We start from the raw sequence: 17,414 nt of genomic DNA on the forward strand, positions 1-17,414 counted from the left end.
AATACACTTATCATACAAATGTTAAATTCTTTATAAGTGGGTATTAAGGGGTATCCCCCCTGCCTGGCATCGTGAAAGCACCATACTCACAGGCAGTTGTTGTGCCCCCATGATAAGTATGTTGTAACTAATGATAAGCAAAAAAAAGCGCGGTCTAACGCCGCGCAATGGATAATCAACAGTTACTGCTTTTTTACTTTTTAGAATGACGTCCGTATACCGCCCAGGTGATAACCACACAAGCGACATAGAAGATCAAAAAGACTTTCATCGCACCGACCGGAGAACCGGTTAATGCCAGGGATGTACCAAATGCTTTCGGAATAAAGAAGCCGCCGATCGCACCAATAGCAGAGATAAAGCCCAACGCCGCCGCCGTATCGGTTGCTGCTTCACGCATCGCTTTCTCTTCTGAACCGCCTTCAGCTTTTACTCTGTCCATCGTCAGTTTACGGAAGATAACGGAGATCATCTGGAAGGTTGAACCACTCCCCAGCCCGGCCGTCAGGAACAGCGCCAGGAACACTGCGAAGAAAGCAATGAAGTTGCCTCCGACACCATTTGATGGCAGCGTCAGGAACAATAAGGCACTGAAAATAGCCATCAGCACGAAGTTCACCAGTGTGACACGGGTTCCGCCCAGACGGTCAGAGATTGCTCCACCTGCAGAACGCGCCAAAGCACCAATGAACGGGCCAAAGAAGGCGTAATGCAGGATCTGCACCTCAGGGAATTGCGTTTTCGACAGCATCGCAAATCCAGCTGAGAAACCGATAAAGGAACCGAAGGTCGCCAGATACAGCAGGCTCATAATCCACAAATGCCCGCGTTTCAGCACTGGTAATTGCTCTTTCAGCGAGGCTTTGGAGGTTGCCAGTTCGTTCATACCGAACCATGCGGCCAGCGTGAAAATAGCGAGGAATGGCACCCAAATCCATGCGGCATTTGCCAGATACAACTGCGTGCCATCCGGTTGTGCAACGCCGTGGCTACCGAACGCGGCAAAGATTGACAGTGAAACCACCAGCGGAGCGACCAACTGCATCACGCTGACACCCATGTTGCCCAGGCCACCGTTCAGCCCCAGCGCGCCACCCTGTTTCTGTTTTGGAAAGAAGAAACTGATATTTGCCATGCTGGAAGCAAAGTTCGCGCCGGCAAAACCGCACAACAGAGAGATAATTATAAAGGTACTAAATGGCGTGGAGGTATCCTGCACCGCAAAGCCTAACCATACACAAGGAATGATCAGGATACCGGTACTGAATGCCGTCCAGCGACGGCCACCAAACAGGGGAACCATGAAGGAATACGGTACACGCAGCAACGCGCCGGACACCGAGGGTAATGCCGTCAACATGAACAGTTGTTCGGTAGTGAAATCAAATCCAACTTTCGGTAAATTCACCGCCACGGCGCTAAATAACATCCACACACAAAACGCCAGCAGCAAGCAAGGAACGGAAATCCACAGGTTACGGCTGGCGATTCGTTGACCACGCTGTTGCCAGAAGGCGGGATCTTCCGGCCGCCATTCGGTAATTACAGCTCCAGATGCCCTTTCCGGGGCAGATGAGTGACTCATAGACACCTCTGATACTTGTTTCGATGCCTGCAACATTAGGGTTTACAGCTGGAGGTAAGTTGATATAAATCAAAGGAAAAGGTGTCATTATTCAGGCCTAAAATTTGTCATTACCCTAAGTGAGTACATAACTTAGGTAAAAAATATGTGGTTTTTCACGCCTCTGCCGTCCCCTACTCCCCCTCGTCCATGAACACTCCCCCTGACGGCAATTAAGAGGTAGCCCGTTTGAGGTATGGGTATACTCCAGTGTATCGTCGAGAATAACGCCACTGCCTGCAGCATCGTCATTCAATAAGGTTTTCTGTTCTGTGAAATCCGAAGGAACAAGTCACCATGTTTAAACGTTGTCTCTCTCCGCTGACGCTGGTCAACCAGGTGGCGCTGATTGTTTTGTTGTCCACTGCCATCGGCGTGGCAGGTATGGCTGTCTCCGGCTGGCTGGTTCAGGGCGTTCAGGGTAGCGCGCATGCAATCAACAAAGCAGGCTCGCTACGTATGCAAAGCTATCGCCTGCTGGCAGCTATCCCGTTGGATGCTAATGATCAACCGCTACTGGATGAAATGGAGAAAACGGCGTTTAGTCCGGAATTGACGCGTGCTGCTGAGCGCGACGGACAGCAAACGCAGTTAAAAGCATTACAGGATTACTGGCATACCGAACTGGCACCGGGGCTTTTACATGCGCAGACACCTGATGCGGTCGCGCAGGATGTTACGCGCTTTGTGGTTGGACTGGATAAACTGGTTACCGCCTTTGATCATACTACCGAATTACGTATTGAACGCGTCGTCCTGCTGCATCGCCTGATGGCCATATTTATGGCATTGCTGCTGGTCTTCACTATTATCTGGCTGCGGGTGCGTCTGTTACAGCCCTGGAAACAGCTGCTGATAATGGCGCGAGCGGTCAGCCAGCGTGATTTTACCCAACGCGCGCATATTAGCGGGCGTAATGAGATGGCGGCTCTGGGTTCGGCACTGAATAACATGTCGGAAGAACTGGCTGAGAGTTATGCCGTGCTGGAACAACGCGTACAGGAGAAAACGGCGGGGCTGGAGCATAAAAATCAGATCCTCTCTTTCCTGTGGCAAGCCAACCGCCGTCTGCACTCACAGGTGCCGTTATGCGAACGCCTCTCCCCGGTATTGAACGGCCTGCAAAATTTAACCCTGCTGCATGATATAGAACTGCGGGTCTATGACCTGGAAGATGAAGATAACCACCAGGAATTTACCTGTCAGTCCGATGCCAGTTGTGATGAGAAAGGCTGTCATTTGTGTCCACGTGGGACGCTACCTGCCATTGACGGCGGTATCACACTGAAATGGCGTCTGACCGATACACATACACAATATGGTATTCTGCTCGCCACGTTGCCGTACGGACGCCATCTCAGCCACGATCAACAGCAGCTGGTCGATACGCTGGTTGAGCAACTGACCGCAACGCTTGCACTCGACAGGCATCAGGAGCGTCAGCAGCAGTTGATCGTGATGGAAGAGCGTGCCACCATTGCGCGCGAACTTCATGATTCTATTGCACAATCGCTCTCCTGTATGAAGATGCAGGTTAGCTGTTTGCAGATGCAGGGCGATGCGCTTTCAGATAACTGCCGCGAGCTGCTCAGCCAAATTCGTAATGAGCTGAATGCTTCGTGGGCGCAACTGCGTGAGCTGTTGACGACCTTCCGTTTACAGCTGACGGAACCTGGATTGCGACCCGCGCTGGAAGCCAGCTGTCAGGAATACAGCGCCCGTTTTGGATTTACGGTTAAGCTGGATTATCAGTTGCCGCCGCGTCTGGTCCCTTCACATCAGGCGATTCACCTGCTACAAATTGCCCGCGAAGCCCTGAGCAACGCTCTTAAACACTCACAAGCCAATGAAGTGGTCGTGACGGTGGTGCAAAATGGCAAGCAGGTCAAACTGACAGTACAAGATAACGGCTGTGGCGTACCAGAAAACGCCGAACGCAGTAACCACTACGGTATGATAATCATGCGTGACCGCGCGCAGAGCTTGCGCGGCGATTGCCGTGTACGCCGTCGCGAGACAGGCGGTACTGAAGTTGCTGTCACTTTTATTCCCGAAACAAACTTCACAGAAGTCCAAGGAGATACCCATGAGTAATCAGGAACCGGCAACCATCCTGTTGATCGACGATCATCCGATGCTGCGAACCGGTGTAAAACAGCTTGTCAGCATGGCGCCCGATATCACCGTGGTCGGTGAAGCCAGCAATGGCGAGCAGGGTATTGAGTTGGCAGAATCCCTTGATCCCGATCTGATCCTTCTCGATCTCAACATGCCCGGCATGAACGGTCTGGAAACACTCGACAAGCTGCGTGAGAAATCGCTGTCGGGCCGTATCGTGGTGTTTAGCGTATCCAATCATGAAGAAGACGTGGTTACCGCACTTAAGCGTGGCGCCGACGGCTATCTGTTGAAAGATATGGAGCCGGAAGATTTGCTGAAAGCATTGCAGCAGGCAGCCGCTGGTGAAATGGTGCTAAGCGAAGCACTAACCCCGGTTCTGGCCGCCAGCCTGCGCGCCAACCGTGCAACGTCGGATCGTGATGTCACCCAACTGACACCGCGCGAACGCGATATTCTTAAGCTGATCGCCCAGGGCCTGCCGAACAAAATGATCGCCCGCCGTCTGGACATCACCGAAAGTACGGTAAAAGTTCATGTGAAACATATGCTGAAGAAAATGAAGCTCAAATCACGCGTTGAAGCGGCGGTATGGGTGCATCAGGAACGCATTTTCTGATAATGCATTAACGAGGATCATTTTCCGAAACGTTAATAAACGGTTCGGTCAGTGAGAGCGTGATCTCATTGGAAGAGACACGCTGGCCCAGCTCATCTTCTACCACCACAGACAACCGCCAGCGGTTCATCGCCCCTTCTCTGCTGTCCCATTTTGGCATAATAATTGTCCAGCCCTGCGCGCTTCTGCTATTACTGCCAGCCGTTAAGCTCAACGCCTGGGTATCGCCCTGCCACGTCAGGTGGCGAATCCCATACTGACTACGTACTTGCAATTTCAGCGCCACCGTCTCTCCCCCTTTGAGATCCCACGGTGGCGTGGCCAAAAATACCGACAGGGTTTTACGCTGGCGATATTCCAGCGTCGGCAGATTGTTACGCTGCGGATCGTCATAACGACTGCCGCGCAGCGAACGGCTGTTTGCCACCTCGCTGACCATCAGTTGTTTTTTTAGCGGCACGCCAAATCGGTAATTGAGCGTGAAGCCGAGGTTATTCTGGCTGATGCCGCTTTCACCCTGCTTGTGCTGCGCTGTCACTGTGATCAGCGGCACCGGCGTATAGCTCAGCCCGAGATTCATCGCCACCGGGTTGTGGTACCCGGTGCCCGAATGAAAAAGATCTACCTGGTCGCCAAAATACTGCTCCACACTGATGCTGGTATTAAGGTGTTGGTAAAATGGCATGCGCATTTGCGCGGTCAGATCATAGCCGCGGGCCATCCGTTGTTGCTGGGTCACAGAGCGCTCCTGCCAGGAGGAAAACGGCTGATAATAGTTAGCAGATAAGCGCAAATTTTTGCCCCATACCTCTGCACCGAGACCTCCCCGGGGCAGATTTTCATCCAGCAGGTTGTCATAAAAGGTGTTGTAACCCAGTAACCAACCGTCACGTACCCAGCGCTGCCCAATCCCCGCATTACTGACCAGTCCTTCATCCTGCTGCGTCAGTCCCAGCTGGCTCCAGGTGAGATAACGTTGATTGTCTTGCCACGGGATAAACCAGCTCCCCCGACTCCCGTTAAAACTGCCTTCGTTATCAACCTGCAACCCAACGCTGGCATTTCCCCACACAGAGAGCCAGGATTCCAGTTGCTGATTCACCTGCTCGCTAACCGTATCACGCACCTGACCAAACGCGAACTGCTTCGCCTGTTCACCCGTATCAAGCCCGTTATCGGTCATGCTGGCTTCACCGAACGCTTTGACCATTTCGGCAAAGTGCTTTTCGCCCGCCCGCGACTCCGGTGCCATGCCGAGATCGGGCAAGCCATCACTATTGTTATCGAAAGGGTTTTCCGCCTGATGAATGAAAGACGATTGCGCACTGGCAGTACCGCCTGCCAACGGCAAGAGGGAGAATACAGCGAGAGATAAATAAATATTATGGCTCAAATCGTTAGCGGTTTCTTACATCAATTAGCCACAGCGGCATACTTACCTTAAACCATAACGTCTTCAGCATTGATTTTCAGCCCTTCCCACCTTTTTCGGCATTATCCTGGCATCGAGAAAGAGGTGTAACATACGTGTCAGTTATTAACGCTCATATGCAGCAAAAGGAGTAAAAATGCAAAAGATAGTGATCGTCGCGAACGGTGCGGCCTACGGAAGCGAATCGTTATTCAACAGCCTGCGTCTGGCTATCGCCTTGCGCGAACAAGAAGGCTCTCTCGACCTGCGTCTGTTTTTAATGTCAGACGCGGTAACTGCGGGATTGCGTGGCCAGAAACCCGCTGAAGGATACAATATTCAGCAAATGCTGGAGATTCTGACGGCGCAAAATGTTCCGGTGAAACTGTGCAAAACCTGCACCGATGGCCGTGGGATCACGGCGCTACCGTTAATTGACGGAGTGGCCGTCGGTACGCTGGTTGAACTGGCGCAATGGACGCTGGATGCAGATAAGGTATTGACCTTCTGATACAACGTTTTCAGGCAAGCGCACTGAAAGTGTCGATAATTTCCGGATTTAATTGTAGATGGGCGCGGTTTCGTTGAACGTTAGCACGCCCTTTCAACCCTTTTGAGGGATTTTGTCACTTTTGTTTAATCGTTATGCCATTTTTTGATCAAAATCAGCATCCTGTTGCTCCCCCTTTGGTGTTATGCAATGAGTGAAATGTGAACAACATCACGCAGCACTTTCGACAGAAAGTACGTTGTTTTCAAGAACGGGGTGAAAAATGGCATTAGTGAAGGCGAGTTTAAAGTTATTTGGTGGCGATACGGTGGTTGTGCGCTGTTCTGAGCGCTGTCATATCCATTTGATGAGCGAGAAAAATCACGTCAAAGACACGCAGTCCGACATTTTAAGCGTGCAGGATCGTGATAACGCATGGCTGACCGTGCCCTATACGGGCATCTGGAATGTGCTGATCGACAGCCACAGCCAGTCGCTTGAGCATTCGATAAGTTATATTGCAGCCTAAGCGTTAAATGCCCGAAAAGCGTCTGGCTTTCGGGCATTCAGTTCCTGGCGGGGTTCAGGCAAACCCTGGTCGCATAACGCCCTCCGGCAGATTATCTCCCAACAATCGTTTGACCGTAATCACCAGATCGTTAAGACAGTCATCCTGCATCCCCAACTTAACCAGCTCTTGTTCCAGCGAGAACAAATACTGGGCGTTGGTGCCTAAAGGCCCGCTCGCCGCAGCAATAAGCGGAGCGATCACCTGCGCACGCGTGTCTGACTCAAACAGCGGATGGCGCGGATCCATAATGAAGACCAGCGCGTTCACCGTCCGACCATCATCCAGCGCCAACTGGCACCAGGTGGGCAGATAGCATCCGGTTATCATTTCACGCTTCCACAGTAAAGAAAGCTCTTGTTCCAACGACGCGTGCGGTAAGCGGTAGGCTACGCCGGTGGTGCGTCCGCCCTCTTTCAAGGCCAACATGCGTCCTGGCTGACCCGCCGTTCCTCTCCCCGCCGTCAGGCGCAGGCAAAAAGCACGGTGCCAGCCGACTAACGTCCCGGTACAGGACTCATCAAACTCTAAGGCCGGATTCCACATCAACGATCCATAACCGAAGATCCACACCGGTCCATCATCGGGTCGGCAAGCAAGCGTGGCGGCCAGTGAAGCTGCCCGTTGTTCCGCTGACCAGAGTTGTGATTCTTCAATAGCACCAAACGCCGTCTTACAGTCGGCATTCAATAAAAAATCACGCGTTAACACCTTACACCTCCGCCACTGCTGCTTCCGTGCGACAACTTTTTTGACGCCTTCCAGGCTTTTTACTGCTCATTTTGAAACCAATAGCTGGACAATAGGCAATTCGCCGCTCGCTTGCAAGGCAACAAAGCGTCAACGGCACTTTATATCCTCTCGCGTTGCTAAACCCTGCACTATCATTTGTATCAGTACTATCAGCAATTCTTGTTGACGGTAAAATCTAATGCTTTGTTATTTAAATACTCTATAAACAAGATATGCAATTTTGTTCGCTTTGATGCAAAAAATGTTCCATGCCGTAAAATTACGTAAAATCAGATCGGAATTACCGAAAGATCTGTTATTTTTTACATTCTTTAATACTTTTATAATTATAAATACCTGCAGAGATGGAGAATTAGTTCAATGACACAAGTACATGAGGCGGTAAAAACCCGCCACAAGGAGACCTCTCTCGTCTTCCCGATTTTGGCGCTGGTAGTCCTGTTCTTCTGGGGGAGCAGTCAGTCACTACCAGTGGTCATCGGTATTAATGCGCTGGCCCTTATTGGTATATTAAGCAGCGCATTCAGCGTTGTCCGTCATGCGGATGTATTAGCGCATCGACTTGGCGAACCCTACGGGTCACTGATCCTCAGCCTGTCCGTTGTTATTCTTGAAGTCAGTTTGATCTCGGCATTAATGGCAACCGGTGATGCTGCGCCTACCCTCATGCGCGATACGCTGTATTCAATCATTATGATCGTCACCGGCGGTCTGGTCGGTTTTTCATTACTGTTGGGTGGACGTAAATTTGCTACACAGTATATGAACCTGTTTGGTATTAAACAGTATTTAATCGCCCTGTTCCCACTGGCCATTATTGTACTGGTGTTCCCAATGGCTTTACCGGGCGCGAATTTCACGACGGCGCAGGCGCTGTTGGTCGCATTAATTTCTGCGGCAATGTACGGTGTATTTTTGCTGATTCAAACCAAAACCCACCAAAGCCTGTTTATTTACGAGCATGAAGACGAAGGCGACGATGACGACCCGCATCACGGTAAGCCGTCAGCACACAGCAATATGTGGCACGCCTCCTGGCTTATCATTCATCTGATCGCCGTTATCGCCGTAACCAAGATGAACGCCAGCCCACTGGAGACATTGCTGACAGAACTGAATGCACCAGTAGCCTTTACCGGTTTCCTGGTCGCGTTACTCATCCTCTCTCCTGAAGGACTGGGCGCGCTGAAAGCGGTGCTGAGCAATCAGGTACAGCGGGCGATGAATTTGTTCTTCGGTTCGGTATTAGCCACTATTTCACTGACCGTACCGGTGGTGACGCTGATCGCATGGGCAACCGGAAATGATTTAGTGTTTGCGCTGGGTGCGCCAGAGATGATTGTGATGGTTTCATCACTGGTACTGTGCCATATCTCTTTCTCCACTGGACGCACCAATGTGCTTAACGGTGCGGCTCATCTGGCGCTGTTTATCGCCTATCTGATGACAATATTTGCCTGATGAAAAAAGCCGGACCCGACTCAACTTGTCGGGTCCGGCTTTTTATTTCCTTTCGTAGACCTGATAAGCACAAGCTCTGTCAGATATACAAAATGACTTAGTTCTCGGTATCCAGCTCGTCGAAGCTTTTCACCAGGTCATCAATGGCTTTAATCTGTGTCAGGAACTGTTCCAGTTTCGCCAGCGGCAGCGCGGATGGGCCATCGCATTTCGCATTGGCTGGATCCGGATGCGCTTCAATGAACAGGCCTGCCAGACCGACTGCCATACCTGCACGCGCCAGTTCGGTAACCTGCGCACGACGCCCACCGCTTGCTGCACCAAACGGATCGCGACACTGCAGCGCATGGGTCACGTCGAAAATCACCGGCGAGTTGCCGGAGACCTTTTTCATCACGTTAAAGCCCAGCATATCCACAACCAGGTTGTCATAACCAAAGTTCGCGCCACGGTCGCAGAGAATAACCTTATCGTTACCGCCTTCATGGAATTTATCCACGATATTACCCATCTGACCAGGGCTTACGAACTGCGGTTTCTTCACGTTAATAACGGCACCGGTTTTCGCCATCGCTTCCACCAGATCGGTCTGGCGAGCGAGGAATGCCGGCAACTGAATCACATCCACCACGTCAGCAACAGGTTGCGCCTGGCTGGCTTCGTGGACGTCGGTGATCACTTTTACGCCAAAAGTTTGCTTCAGTTCCTGGAAGATTTTCATCCCTTCTTCAAGACCCGGTCCACGGTAAGAGTGGATGGAAGAACGGTTGGCTTTATCAAAGGAGGCTTTGAACACGTAAGGGATACCCAGCTTTTGAGTAACGGTTACGTAGTGCTCACAAATGCGCATCGCCAGATCGCGGGATTCCAGCACGTTCATTCCGCCAAACAGCACGAACGGCAGGTCATTTGCCACGTTGATGTCGCCAATGCTAACCACTTTTTGTTTCATAGGATCGCCTTAAACGGTAGGTAAAGTGTCATTAATCAATGCAATACAATTTGTTTGTGCGAAATAGTATTAATCTGCGCACGAATCATTTCGCTGATCGGGTCTTCCGGACACTGTTCAACGAAATAGCTTAAATCGGTCAGCGCAACATGCTCACACTCCAGCTGCGCGTAGATTAATCCACGGTCGCGTATTTCATACGGGTCTTCAGGATTAAACTGTAATAATGCTTCGCTGGCACGCAGGGCCAGTTCCATTTGCCGCTCTTCCATCAGCGATGATTTCAGCGTGTCCAGCAGTTTGCGGATCACTTCCGCGTTATCCGCTTCATCCAGGTCCTCGTTAAATAACTCCGCAACCGGGCTGATATTCCCTTTCAACCAGACTTCCAGCGTGTGCTCATTTAACGTTTCGCCATTGAACGGATTGATTAGCCACATTTCGCCATCGAGCGATTCAATACGCAGGATGAGTTGTGTCGGGAAAATCACCGGCACCAACGGCAGTTCCAGTCGGTTGGCAATCCATAATAAGATCGCGCCCAGCGACACGGCGCTGCCCTGACGATTTTTCAGAACCTGGTCAAGCCATAGTGCATCAGAAAGACGATAGACGCCGTGGGTGTCCGTAAACCCCCATTCGCCATAAAAAAGTGCCAGCAGTTTTTCCAGTTGCTCATCCTGAGACAGGAGCTGGCTAATTTCTTCTTGCGCCAGACTAACCAGACGTTCCAGTTCGTCATAGACAGTTTGTGTTGGAAAATCCAGACGGATTGTCTCCGACGCCAGGATCATCCCATCACACAATGGCGCTTTATTAAATTCGAAATCAGCTAACGACCTCATGCTTACCCCAGTAACGGTATTTTTGTGGTGGCGAGTTTAATGATGATGTACAGCACCACCAGCGCCAGCGGAAATGCGACTAATCGCGCCTGCTGACTGCGCGCCCGACGATAATCGAGCGCAATAAAACCCAAAACGATGTAAATGATAACCCCAAACAGCTTTTCAGTCAGCCATGTCCCGTGCTCAGTGAATGGCAGGATGTGCGCTTTAAGCATTAACGCCACGCCGCTGAGTAATAAAACGGTATCCACAACTGGCGGCACAATGCGCGTCCAGCGTGCGCAGGCAAGACGTGAGTCGGTGTAACGCCACCAAAAACGCAGCGTCAACAGACCAACAGAAAGCGCAATGCTGATGAGATGGACGTTGAGTAACACTCTGAAGGAACTCATGATGGAAGGCGTCCAAGCGTAATTCGCTCGTTGCCGCCATAGTCACGGCAGGTTTCAACTGTCTGGTAACCGGCATGAGTATAGGCGTCGCGGACGGCCTGTCCCTGCTGCCAGCCGTGCTCCAGCAGCAGATAACCGCCGGGCGTTAGCATTTGTCGAGACTGGTCAATGATATGCACGATATCCGCCATTCCCTGCTCGCCCGCCACCAGTGCCGATAGCGGCTCAAAACGTACATCGCCCTGCTCCAGGTGCGGGTCTTGTTCGTCGATATACGGCGGATTGCTGACAATCATGTCAAACTGCTGCCCCTGCAAAGCACTGAACCAGTCGCTTTGCAGCACGCAAACATTGTCGATAGCCAGATGCTGTTTGTTGCGGGTTGCCAGTGCTACAGCATCGGGCATGCGGTCAACCGCGGTCACCGCGCAATCTGGACGCTCGGTTGCCAGCGCCAGCGCAATGGCGCCCGTACCGGTTCCCAAATCCAGAATTCGACACGCAGAGGCAGGCAGACGAGCCAGCGCCTGCTCAACCAGACACTCGGTATCCGGACGTGGAATAAGCGTAGCCGGAGACACAAACAGCGGCAGCGACCAGAACTCGCGCACGCCGGTCAGATGTGCCACAGGCTCCCCCCGCTGACGGCGTTCCAGTAATGTATCGAGCCGCTGACGCTGCGCCTCGGTTAACACCGTTTCGCCAAACGCCAGAATAAAGGTGCGCCCCTTACCGGTCACAAACTCGAGTAAAATCTCGGCGTCACGGCGCGGGCTTTCGCTTGCCTGTAATTGGCTTATCGCTTCACGCAGCCAGTGCTGATAATCCATTAATCCTGCTCGGACAATGCCGCCAGTTGGTCAGCCTGATATTCCTGGACAATCGGCTCAATGAGCATATCCAGTTTACCTTCCATCGCTTCATCCAGACGGTAGAGCGTGAGATTAATGCGGTGATCGGTCACGCGCCCCTGCGGGAAGTTATAGGTACGATTGCGATCGCTGCGATCGCCGCTGCCTAACAGGTTACGACGTTCAGAGGCTTCCGCCTGCTGGCGTCTCGCCACTTCCGCAGCACGAATTCGCGCCCCCAGTACCGACATCGCTTTCGCTTTGTTTTTATGCTGTGAACGTTCGTCCTGGCACTCAACCACAATACCGGTCGGCAAGTGAGTAATACGGATAGCGGAGTCGGTGGTGTTAACGTGCTGACCCCCTGCGCCGGATGAGCGGAAGGTATCAATACGCAGATCGGCCGGGTTGATGTCCGGCAGTTCTGCATCCGGTAGTTCCGGCATGACCGCAACCGTACAGGCAGAGGTGTGAATACGGCCCTGTGATTCCGTCGCCGGAACACGCTGCACGCGATGACCGCCTGACTCAAATTTCAGTCGGCCGTAAACGCCTTCGCCGCTAATCTTGGCAATGACTTCTTTATAGCCGCCTTGCTCGCCTTCACTGGCGCTCATGATCTCTACCCGCCAGCGACGCGCTTCAGCATAGCGGCTGTACATGCGGAACAGATCCCCCGCAAACAGCGCCGCTTCATCACCACCGGTTCCCGCACGCACTTCGAGGAAGGCGTTACGTTCATCATCGGGATCTTTAGGTAACAGCAGTACCTGCAGATGCTGTTCCAACTGTTCGCATTTCTCTTTTGCTTCGCGCAGTTCATCCTGCGCCATTTCACGCATTTCAGGATCGTCGAGCATCATCTGAGCGGTCTCGATATCTTCCTGAACCTGTTGCCAGTCCGTAAAACAGCGGGATACATCGCTTAATTGGGCATATTCGCGCGACAGTGCACGAAAGCGTTCCTGGTCTGCGATAGTACCCGCATCACCGAGCAGCGCCTGAACTTCTTCATGGCGTTCATGCAGGGCTTCCAGTTTGGCAACGATAGAAGGCTTCATAGGCGTAAATGCACCCTGTAAAAAATAAGATTGGTGTGCTGCTACTCCAGCCCGAGGCTGTCGCGCAGAATATTCAGGCGTTCACTATCCCCGTCACGGGCGGCCTGTTGAAGTGATTTGGTTGGTGCATGAATCAGGCGGTTGGTCAGTTTCCAGGCCAAATCCTGCATAATGGCTTGCGCATCACCACCCTGTTGAAGAGCGGCCAACGCTTTGGCGGTCAGTTCATCACGGATCTGTTCTGACTGACTGCGGTACTCGCGGATTGTGTCACTTGCGCCCTGAGCGCGTAGCCAGGCCATAAACTCGCTGGTTTCCTGCGCCACAATCGTTTCGGCTTCCACGGCTGCCGCTTTGCGCTGCGCCAGGTTATGCGAAATGATGCTTTGCAGGTCATCAACGCTGTACAAATAGGCGTTGGACAACTTACCCACTTCCGGCTCGACATCGCGCGGTACGGCGATATCCACCAGCAGCATAGGTTGGTTACGACGATTTTTAAGCGCGCGCTCCACCATTCCTTTGCCGATAATCGGCAGCGGGCTGGCGGTGGAGCTGATAATAATATCGGCATCCTGTAAACGCGCGTCGATATCACTCAGCGAAATCACCTCTGCGCCGACTTCATCAGCCAGCACCTGCGCACGCTCGCGCGTACGGTTAGCGATGATCATCTTCTTCACTTTGTGCTCGCGCAGGTGTCGCGCCACCAGTTCGATGGTTTCGCCAGCGCCGACGAGCAACACGGTTACCGTAGAGAGCGATTCAAAGATCTGCCGCGCCAGTGTACAGGCGGCAAACGCGACGGACACGGCGCTGGCGCCGATGTCCGTTTCTGTGCGTACACGTTTAGCGACAGAGAATGATTTCTGGAACATGCGCTCCAGTGCGCTGGCGTTCAGATGGCCTTTTTGCGAGTCCGCAAAGGCTTTTTTCACCTGCCCCAAAATCTGCGGCTCACCGAGCACCAGCGAATCCAGGCCGCTGGCGACACGCATCAGATGACTGACGGCGTCGTTGTCCTGGTGCCAGTACAGGCTATTGCGCAGGTCTTCTTCATTGAGATTATGGTATTCGCACAGCCAGCGAACCAGCGCTTCTTGCAGGTTATCCTGCTCTTCAACGCTGAGATACAGCTCCGTGCGGTTACACGTCGACAATACCACCCCGCCCTGCACCATTGGCTGCGCAAGCAGGCTGTCCAGCGCCTGATCGAGCGTATCCGGCGAAAACGTTACGCGTTCTCGCAGCGATACAGGTGCCGTTTTATGGTTAATACCAAGCGCTAAAAGGGTCATGTCTGCGGGAATAGTACCAGCGTTGATAAGGTTAGACTGGGTGCATCATACAGGATGCGTGCGGTCAATAAAAGAGACTGACCCCTTTTGGAGTAATAGCTTAGTGCACAAATTTAAGCGAATTAAGATAACTTGAACGTAGACGATGTCTGATGGTGGCGCTAGCATTAAGCGTTATAACTGCAACGTATCTCAAGGATTTGTCATCATTATGACCCTGCCTGATTTTCGCCTGATTCGCCTGCTGCCGCTGGCGGCCCTGGTTCTTACTGCCTGTACGCTCAACGCGCCGAAAGGTCCTGGCAAAAGCCCCGACTCTCCACAGTGGCGACAGCACCAGCAGGAAGTACGCGCCCTGAACCAATATCAGACGCGCGGTGCGTTTGCCTATATTTCCGATCAACAGAAGGTGTATGCCCGCTTTTTCTGGCAGCAAACCGGACAGGATCGCTATCGCCTCTTGCTGACCAACCCGCTGGGCAGCACTGAACTGGAACTCAATGCGCAGCCGGGCAACGTCGAGCTTGTCGATAACAAAGGTAAGCATTACACCGCCGACGACGCCGAAGAGATGATTGGAAAACTGACCGGCATGCCTATTCCATTGAACAGCTTACGCCAGTGGATCCTGGGACTGCCGGGAGACGCCACCGATTATAAACTCGACGACAAATATCGTCTGAGTGAAGTGAACTACAGCAAAGACGGTAAAAACTGGAAAGTGGTCTATAGCGCCTACGACAGCAAAATCCAGCCGGCGATGCCGGCGAACATGGAACTGTCCGATGGCTCCCAGCGTATTAAGCTGAAAATGGACAACTGGATTGTGAAATGATGACCCGTTGGCCCTCTCCGGCAAAACTGAATTTGTTTTTATACATCACCGGGCAGCGTGCGGACGGTTACCATACGCTGCAGACGTTGTTCCAGTTTCTGGATTACGGCGACACGATAGATATTGCACTGCGTAGCGACGATGAAATTCACCTGTTAACTCCGGTGGAAGGCGTTGCGCATGAAGACAACCTGATCGTCCGTGCGGCGCGTTTGCTAATGACGACGGCATCTGAAAGCAATCGCCTTCCCAAAGGAATCGGCGCGGACATCAGTATCGAAAAGCGCCTGCCGATGGGCGGTGGCCTCGGCGGTGGTTCATCAAATGCGGCGACCGTTCTGGTGGCGCTGAACCATCTCTGGCAGTGCGGACTTTCCGTGGATGAGCTAGCGGCGATCGGCCTGACGCTGGGGGCGGATGTTCCTGTGTTCGTACGCGGTCATGCGGCTTTTGCTGAAGGTGTGGGAGAAATTCTGACGCCGGTCGAGCCGAAGGAAAAGTGGTATCTGGTTGCTCATCCGGGAGTCAGCATTCCAACGCCGGTGATTTTTAAAGATCCCGACCTCCCGCGTAATACGCCAAAAAGGTCAATAGAAACGTTACTAAAATGTGAATTCGGCAATGATTGCGAGGTTATCGCAAGAAAACGTTTTCGCGAGGTTGATGCGGCGCTTTCCTGGCTGTTAGAATACGCGCCGTCGCGCCTGACTGGTACAGGGGCTTGTGTCTTTGCTGAATTTGACACTGAGTCTCGTGCTCGCCAGGTGCTTGAGCAAGCCCCGGAATGGCTCAAAGGCTTTGTGGCGAAAGGCGTCAACCTCTCCCCATTGCAAAGAGCGTTACTCTAAATCCTTCGGGTTTCAGGAAGATGGCGAAATGACGAGTCGCCAGGAGCATACCAACGTATGTCACTGGTGCGAGGAATTGATGCCAGCGCACATGAAACGTGAAGGATACCGAGTAAGCCGGGCAAGCTGAGTTGCGGTGACAACGTCACCCTGTTCCAGACGTTGCATCGCGCTCTTTAATACACCGCATGGAGAGGATTCTGCCCGGCCCGCACAGTTTTCGGCAGATTCTTTCCACCAATGGACGCATGCCTGAGGTTCTTCTCGTGCCTGATATGAAGCTTTTTGCTGGTAACGCCACCCCGGAACTAGCACAACGTATTGCCAACCGCCTGTACACTTCACTCGGCGACGCCGCTGTAGGTCGCTTTAGCGACGGCGAAGTCAGCGTACAAATCAATGAAAATGTACGCGGTGGTGATATTTTCATCATCCAGTCCACTTGTGCCCCTACTAACGACAACCTGATGGAATTGGTCGTTATGGTTGATGCGCTGCGCCGTGCTTCCGCAGGCCGTATCACCGCCGTTATTCCTTACTTCGGCTATGCACGTCAGGATCGTCGCGTACGTTCCGCTCGTGTTCCGATTACCGCTAAAGTCGTCGCTGATTTCCTGTCCAGCGTTGGCGTTGACCGCGTCCTCACCGTTGACCTGCATGCTGAACAGATCCAGGGCTTCTTCGACGTACCGGTTGATAACGTATTCGGTAGCCCGATCCTGTTAGAAGACATGCTGCAGCTGAATCTGGACAACCCGATTGTGGTTTCTCCGGATATCGGTGGCGTCGTGCGTGCCCGCGCTATCGCTAAACTGCTGAACGATACTGACATGGCTATCATCGACAAACGTCGCCCGCGTGCGAACGTTTCTCAGGTGATGCACATTATTGGTGACGTTGCTGGTCGTGACTGCGTGCTGGTTGATGACATGATCGATACCGGCGGTACGCTGTGTAAAGCAGCAGAAGCACTGAAAGAACGTGGTGCAAAACGCGTATTTGCTTACGCAACCCACCCGATCTTCTCAGGTAATGCGGCAAACAACCTGCGCAACTCTGTGATTGATGAAGTCGTTGTCTGTGACACTATTCCACTGACTGACGAAATCAAAGCACTGCCAAACGTGCGTACATTGACCCTGTCGGGTATGCTGGCCGAAGCGATTCGTCGTATCAGCAACGAAGAATCCATCTCTGCCATGTTCGAGCATTAATCGAGCCCGGCTCAAAAACCCGCTGCGGCGGGTTTTTTTATCTGTAATATTTATTTGTATGACTTTTGCCT

The 17,414-nt window shown here is 52.4% G+C and carries 17 protein-coding genes; 8 read left to right on the plus strand and 9 right to left on the minus strand.

Annotated features, from left to right (window positions below; all coding sequences use genetic code 11):
• Positions 1-193 precede the first annotated feature (193 nt).
• Positions 194-1,585 carry a NarK family nitrate/nitrite MFS transporter gene (locus On2M_RS16535; protein ID WP_151219395.1) on the minus strand — a complete coding sequence of 464 codons (1,392 nt, stop codon included), beginning with the start codon at positions 1,583-1,585 and terminating at the stop codon, positions 194-196.
• A gap of 336 nt (positions 1,586-1,921) precedes the next feature.
• On the opposite strand from On2M_RS16535, the gene narX reads away from it, so the two are divergent.
• Complete coding sequence (narX, locus tag On2M_RS16540) at positions 1,922-3,718, plus strand: nitrate/nitrite two-component system sensor histidine kinase NarX (RefSeq protein WP_151219396.1); 1,797 nt, start codon at positions 1,922-1,924, stop codon at positions 3,716-3,718.
• Positions 3,711-4,361: a two-component system response regulator NarL gene (gene narL / locus On2M_RS16545; protein ID WP_045443652.1), complete on the plus strand. Its 651-nt coding sequence runs from the start codon at positions 3,711-3,713 to the stop codon at positions 4,359-4,361. The genes narX and narL overlap by 8 nt, the downstream gene beginning before the upstream one ends.
• Before the next feature lie 7 nt (positions 4,362-4,368).
• Here narL and On2M_RS16550 read toward each other — a convergent pair whose 3' ends face one another.
• A complete protein-coding gene (locus tag On2M_RS16550; protein ID WP_210905166.1) occupies positions 4,369-5,754 on the minus strand; it encodes a YchO/YchP family invasin in 1,386 nt (461 codons plus the stop codon).
• 175 nt (positions 5,755-5,929) lie between these two features.
• Between On2M_RS16550 and On2M_RS16555 the strand changes: the two genes are divergently transcribed.
• Complete coding sequence (locus On2M_RS16555; protein ID WP_151219398.1) at positions 5,930-6,283, plus strand: DsrE/DsrF/TusD sulfur relay family protein; 354 nt, start codon at positions 5,930-5,932, stop codon at positions 6,281-6,283.
• 262 nt (positions 6,284-6,545) lie between these two features.
• Entirely contained in the window at positions 6,546-6,791 is a 246-nt protein-coding gene (locus On2M_RS16560) for a DUF1883 domain-containing protein (protein WP_003020763.1), read from the plus strand.
• A 54-nt stretch (positions 6,792-6,845) separates the two neighbouring features.
• Here the strand turns inward: On2M_RS16560 and On2M_RS16565 are convergent, their stop codons facing one another.
• The gene (locus tag On2M_RS16565; protein WP_210905167.1) at positions 6,846-7,541 is read right to left on the minus strand and encodes a gamma-glutamylcyclotransferase; all 696 of its coding nucleotides are present in this window, start codon (positions 7,539-7,541) and stop codon (positions 6,846-6,848) included.
• 402 nt (positions 7,542-7,943) lie between these two features.
• Between On2M_RS16565 and chaA the strand changes: the two genes are divergently transcribed.
• Entirely contained in the window at positions 7,944-9,044 is a 1,101-nt protein-coding gene (gene chaA, locus On2M_RS16570; protein ID WP_187252326.1) for a sodium-potassium/proton antiporter ChaA, read from the plus strand.
• A 97-nt stretch (positions 9,045-9,141) separates the two neighbouring features.
• On the opposite strand, the gene kdsA is transcribed toward chaA, so the two are convergent.
• From kdsA to hemA, 6 genes are read right to left on the minus strand one after another with little or no spacing between them, the layout of a single operon-like run.
• Positions 9,142-9,996 (minus strand): 3-deoxy-8-phosphooctulonate synthase, encoded by an 855-nt coding sequence (kdsA, locus tag On2M_RS16575; protein ID WP_210905168.1) that lies wholly within the window; start codon positions 9,994-9,996, stop codon positions 9,142-9,144.
• A gap of 35 nt (positions 9,997-10,031) precedes the next feature.
• On the minus strand, positions 10,032-10,841 hold the full coding sequence (gene sirB1, locus On2M_RS16580) for an invasion regulator SirB1 (RefSeq protein WP_187252325.1): 810 nt from the start codon (positions 10,839-10,841) through the stop codon (positions 10,032-10,034).
• A gap of 2 nt (positions 10,842-10,843) precedes the next feature.
• Positions 10,844-11,236 carry an invasion regulator SirB2 gene (gene sirB2, locus On2M_RS16585; RefSeq protein WP_187259580.1) on the minus strand — a complete coding sequence of 131 codons (393 nt, stop codon included), beginning with the start codon at positions 11,234-11,236 and terminating at the stop codon, positions 10,844-10,846.
• On the minus strand, positions 11,233-12,066 hold the full coding sequence (gene prmC / locus On2M_RS16590; RefSeq protein WP_187259579.1) for a peptide chain release factor N(5)-glutamine methyltransferase: 834 nt from the start codon (positions 12,064-12,066) through the stop codon (positions 11,233-11,235). The genes sirB2 and prmC overlap by 4 nt, the downstream gene beginning before the upstream one ends.
• Positions 12,066-13,148: a peptide chain release factor 1 gene (gene prfA, locus On2M_RS16595; RefSeq protein ID WP_210905169.1), complete on the minus strand. Its 1,083-nt coding sequence runs from the start codon at positions 13,146-13,148 to the stop codon at positions 12,066-12,068. The genes prmC and prfA overlap by 1 nt, the downstream gene beginning before the upstream one ends.
• 41 nt (positions 13,149-13,189) lie before the next feature.
• Positions 13,190-14,446 (minus strand): glutamyl-tRNA reductase, encoded by a 1,257-nt coding sequence (hemA, locus tag On2M_RS16600; RefSeq protein ID WP_151219403.1) that lies wholly within the window; start codon positions 14,444-14,446, stop codon positions 13,190-13,192.
• 211 nt (positions 14,447-14,657) lie between these two features.
• On the opposite strand from hemA, the gene lolB reads away from it, so the two are divergent.
• From lolB to prs, 3 genes are all read left to right on the plus strand, one after another.
• Complete coding sequence (gene lolB, locus On2M_RS16605; RefSeq protein WP_210905170.1) at positions 14,658-15,281, plus strand: lipoprotein insertase outer membrane protein LolB; 624 nt, start codon at positions 14,658-14,660, stop codon at positions 15,279-15,281.
• A complete protein-coding gene (ispE, locus tag On2M_RS16610) occupies positions 15,278-16,129 on the plus strand; it encodes a 4-(cytidine 5'-diphospho)-2-C-methyl-D-erythritol kinase (RefSeq protein WP_151219405.1) in 852 nt (283 codons plus the stop codon). Before lolB ends, ispE begins: the two co-directional genes overlap by 4 nt.
• Positions 16,130-16,395: 266 nt before the next feature.
• Entirely contained in the window at positions 16,396-17,343 is a 948-nt protein-coding gene (gene prs, locus On2M_RS16615) for a ribose-phosphate diphosphokinase (protein ID WP_001518537.1), read from the plus strand.
• Positions 17,344-17,414: the final 71 nt, after the last annotated feature.

This window comes from Citrobacter sp. On2M (genome assembly GCF_018035235.1).
Lineage (GTDB): Bacteria > Pseudomonadota > Gammaproteobacteria > Enterobacterales > Enterobacteriaceae > Citrobacter > Citrobacter meridianamericanus.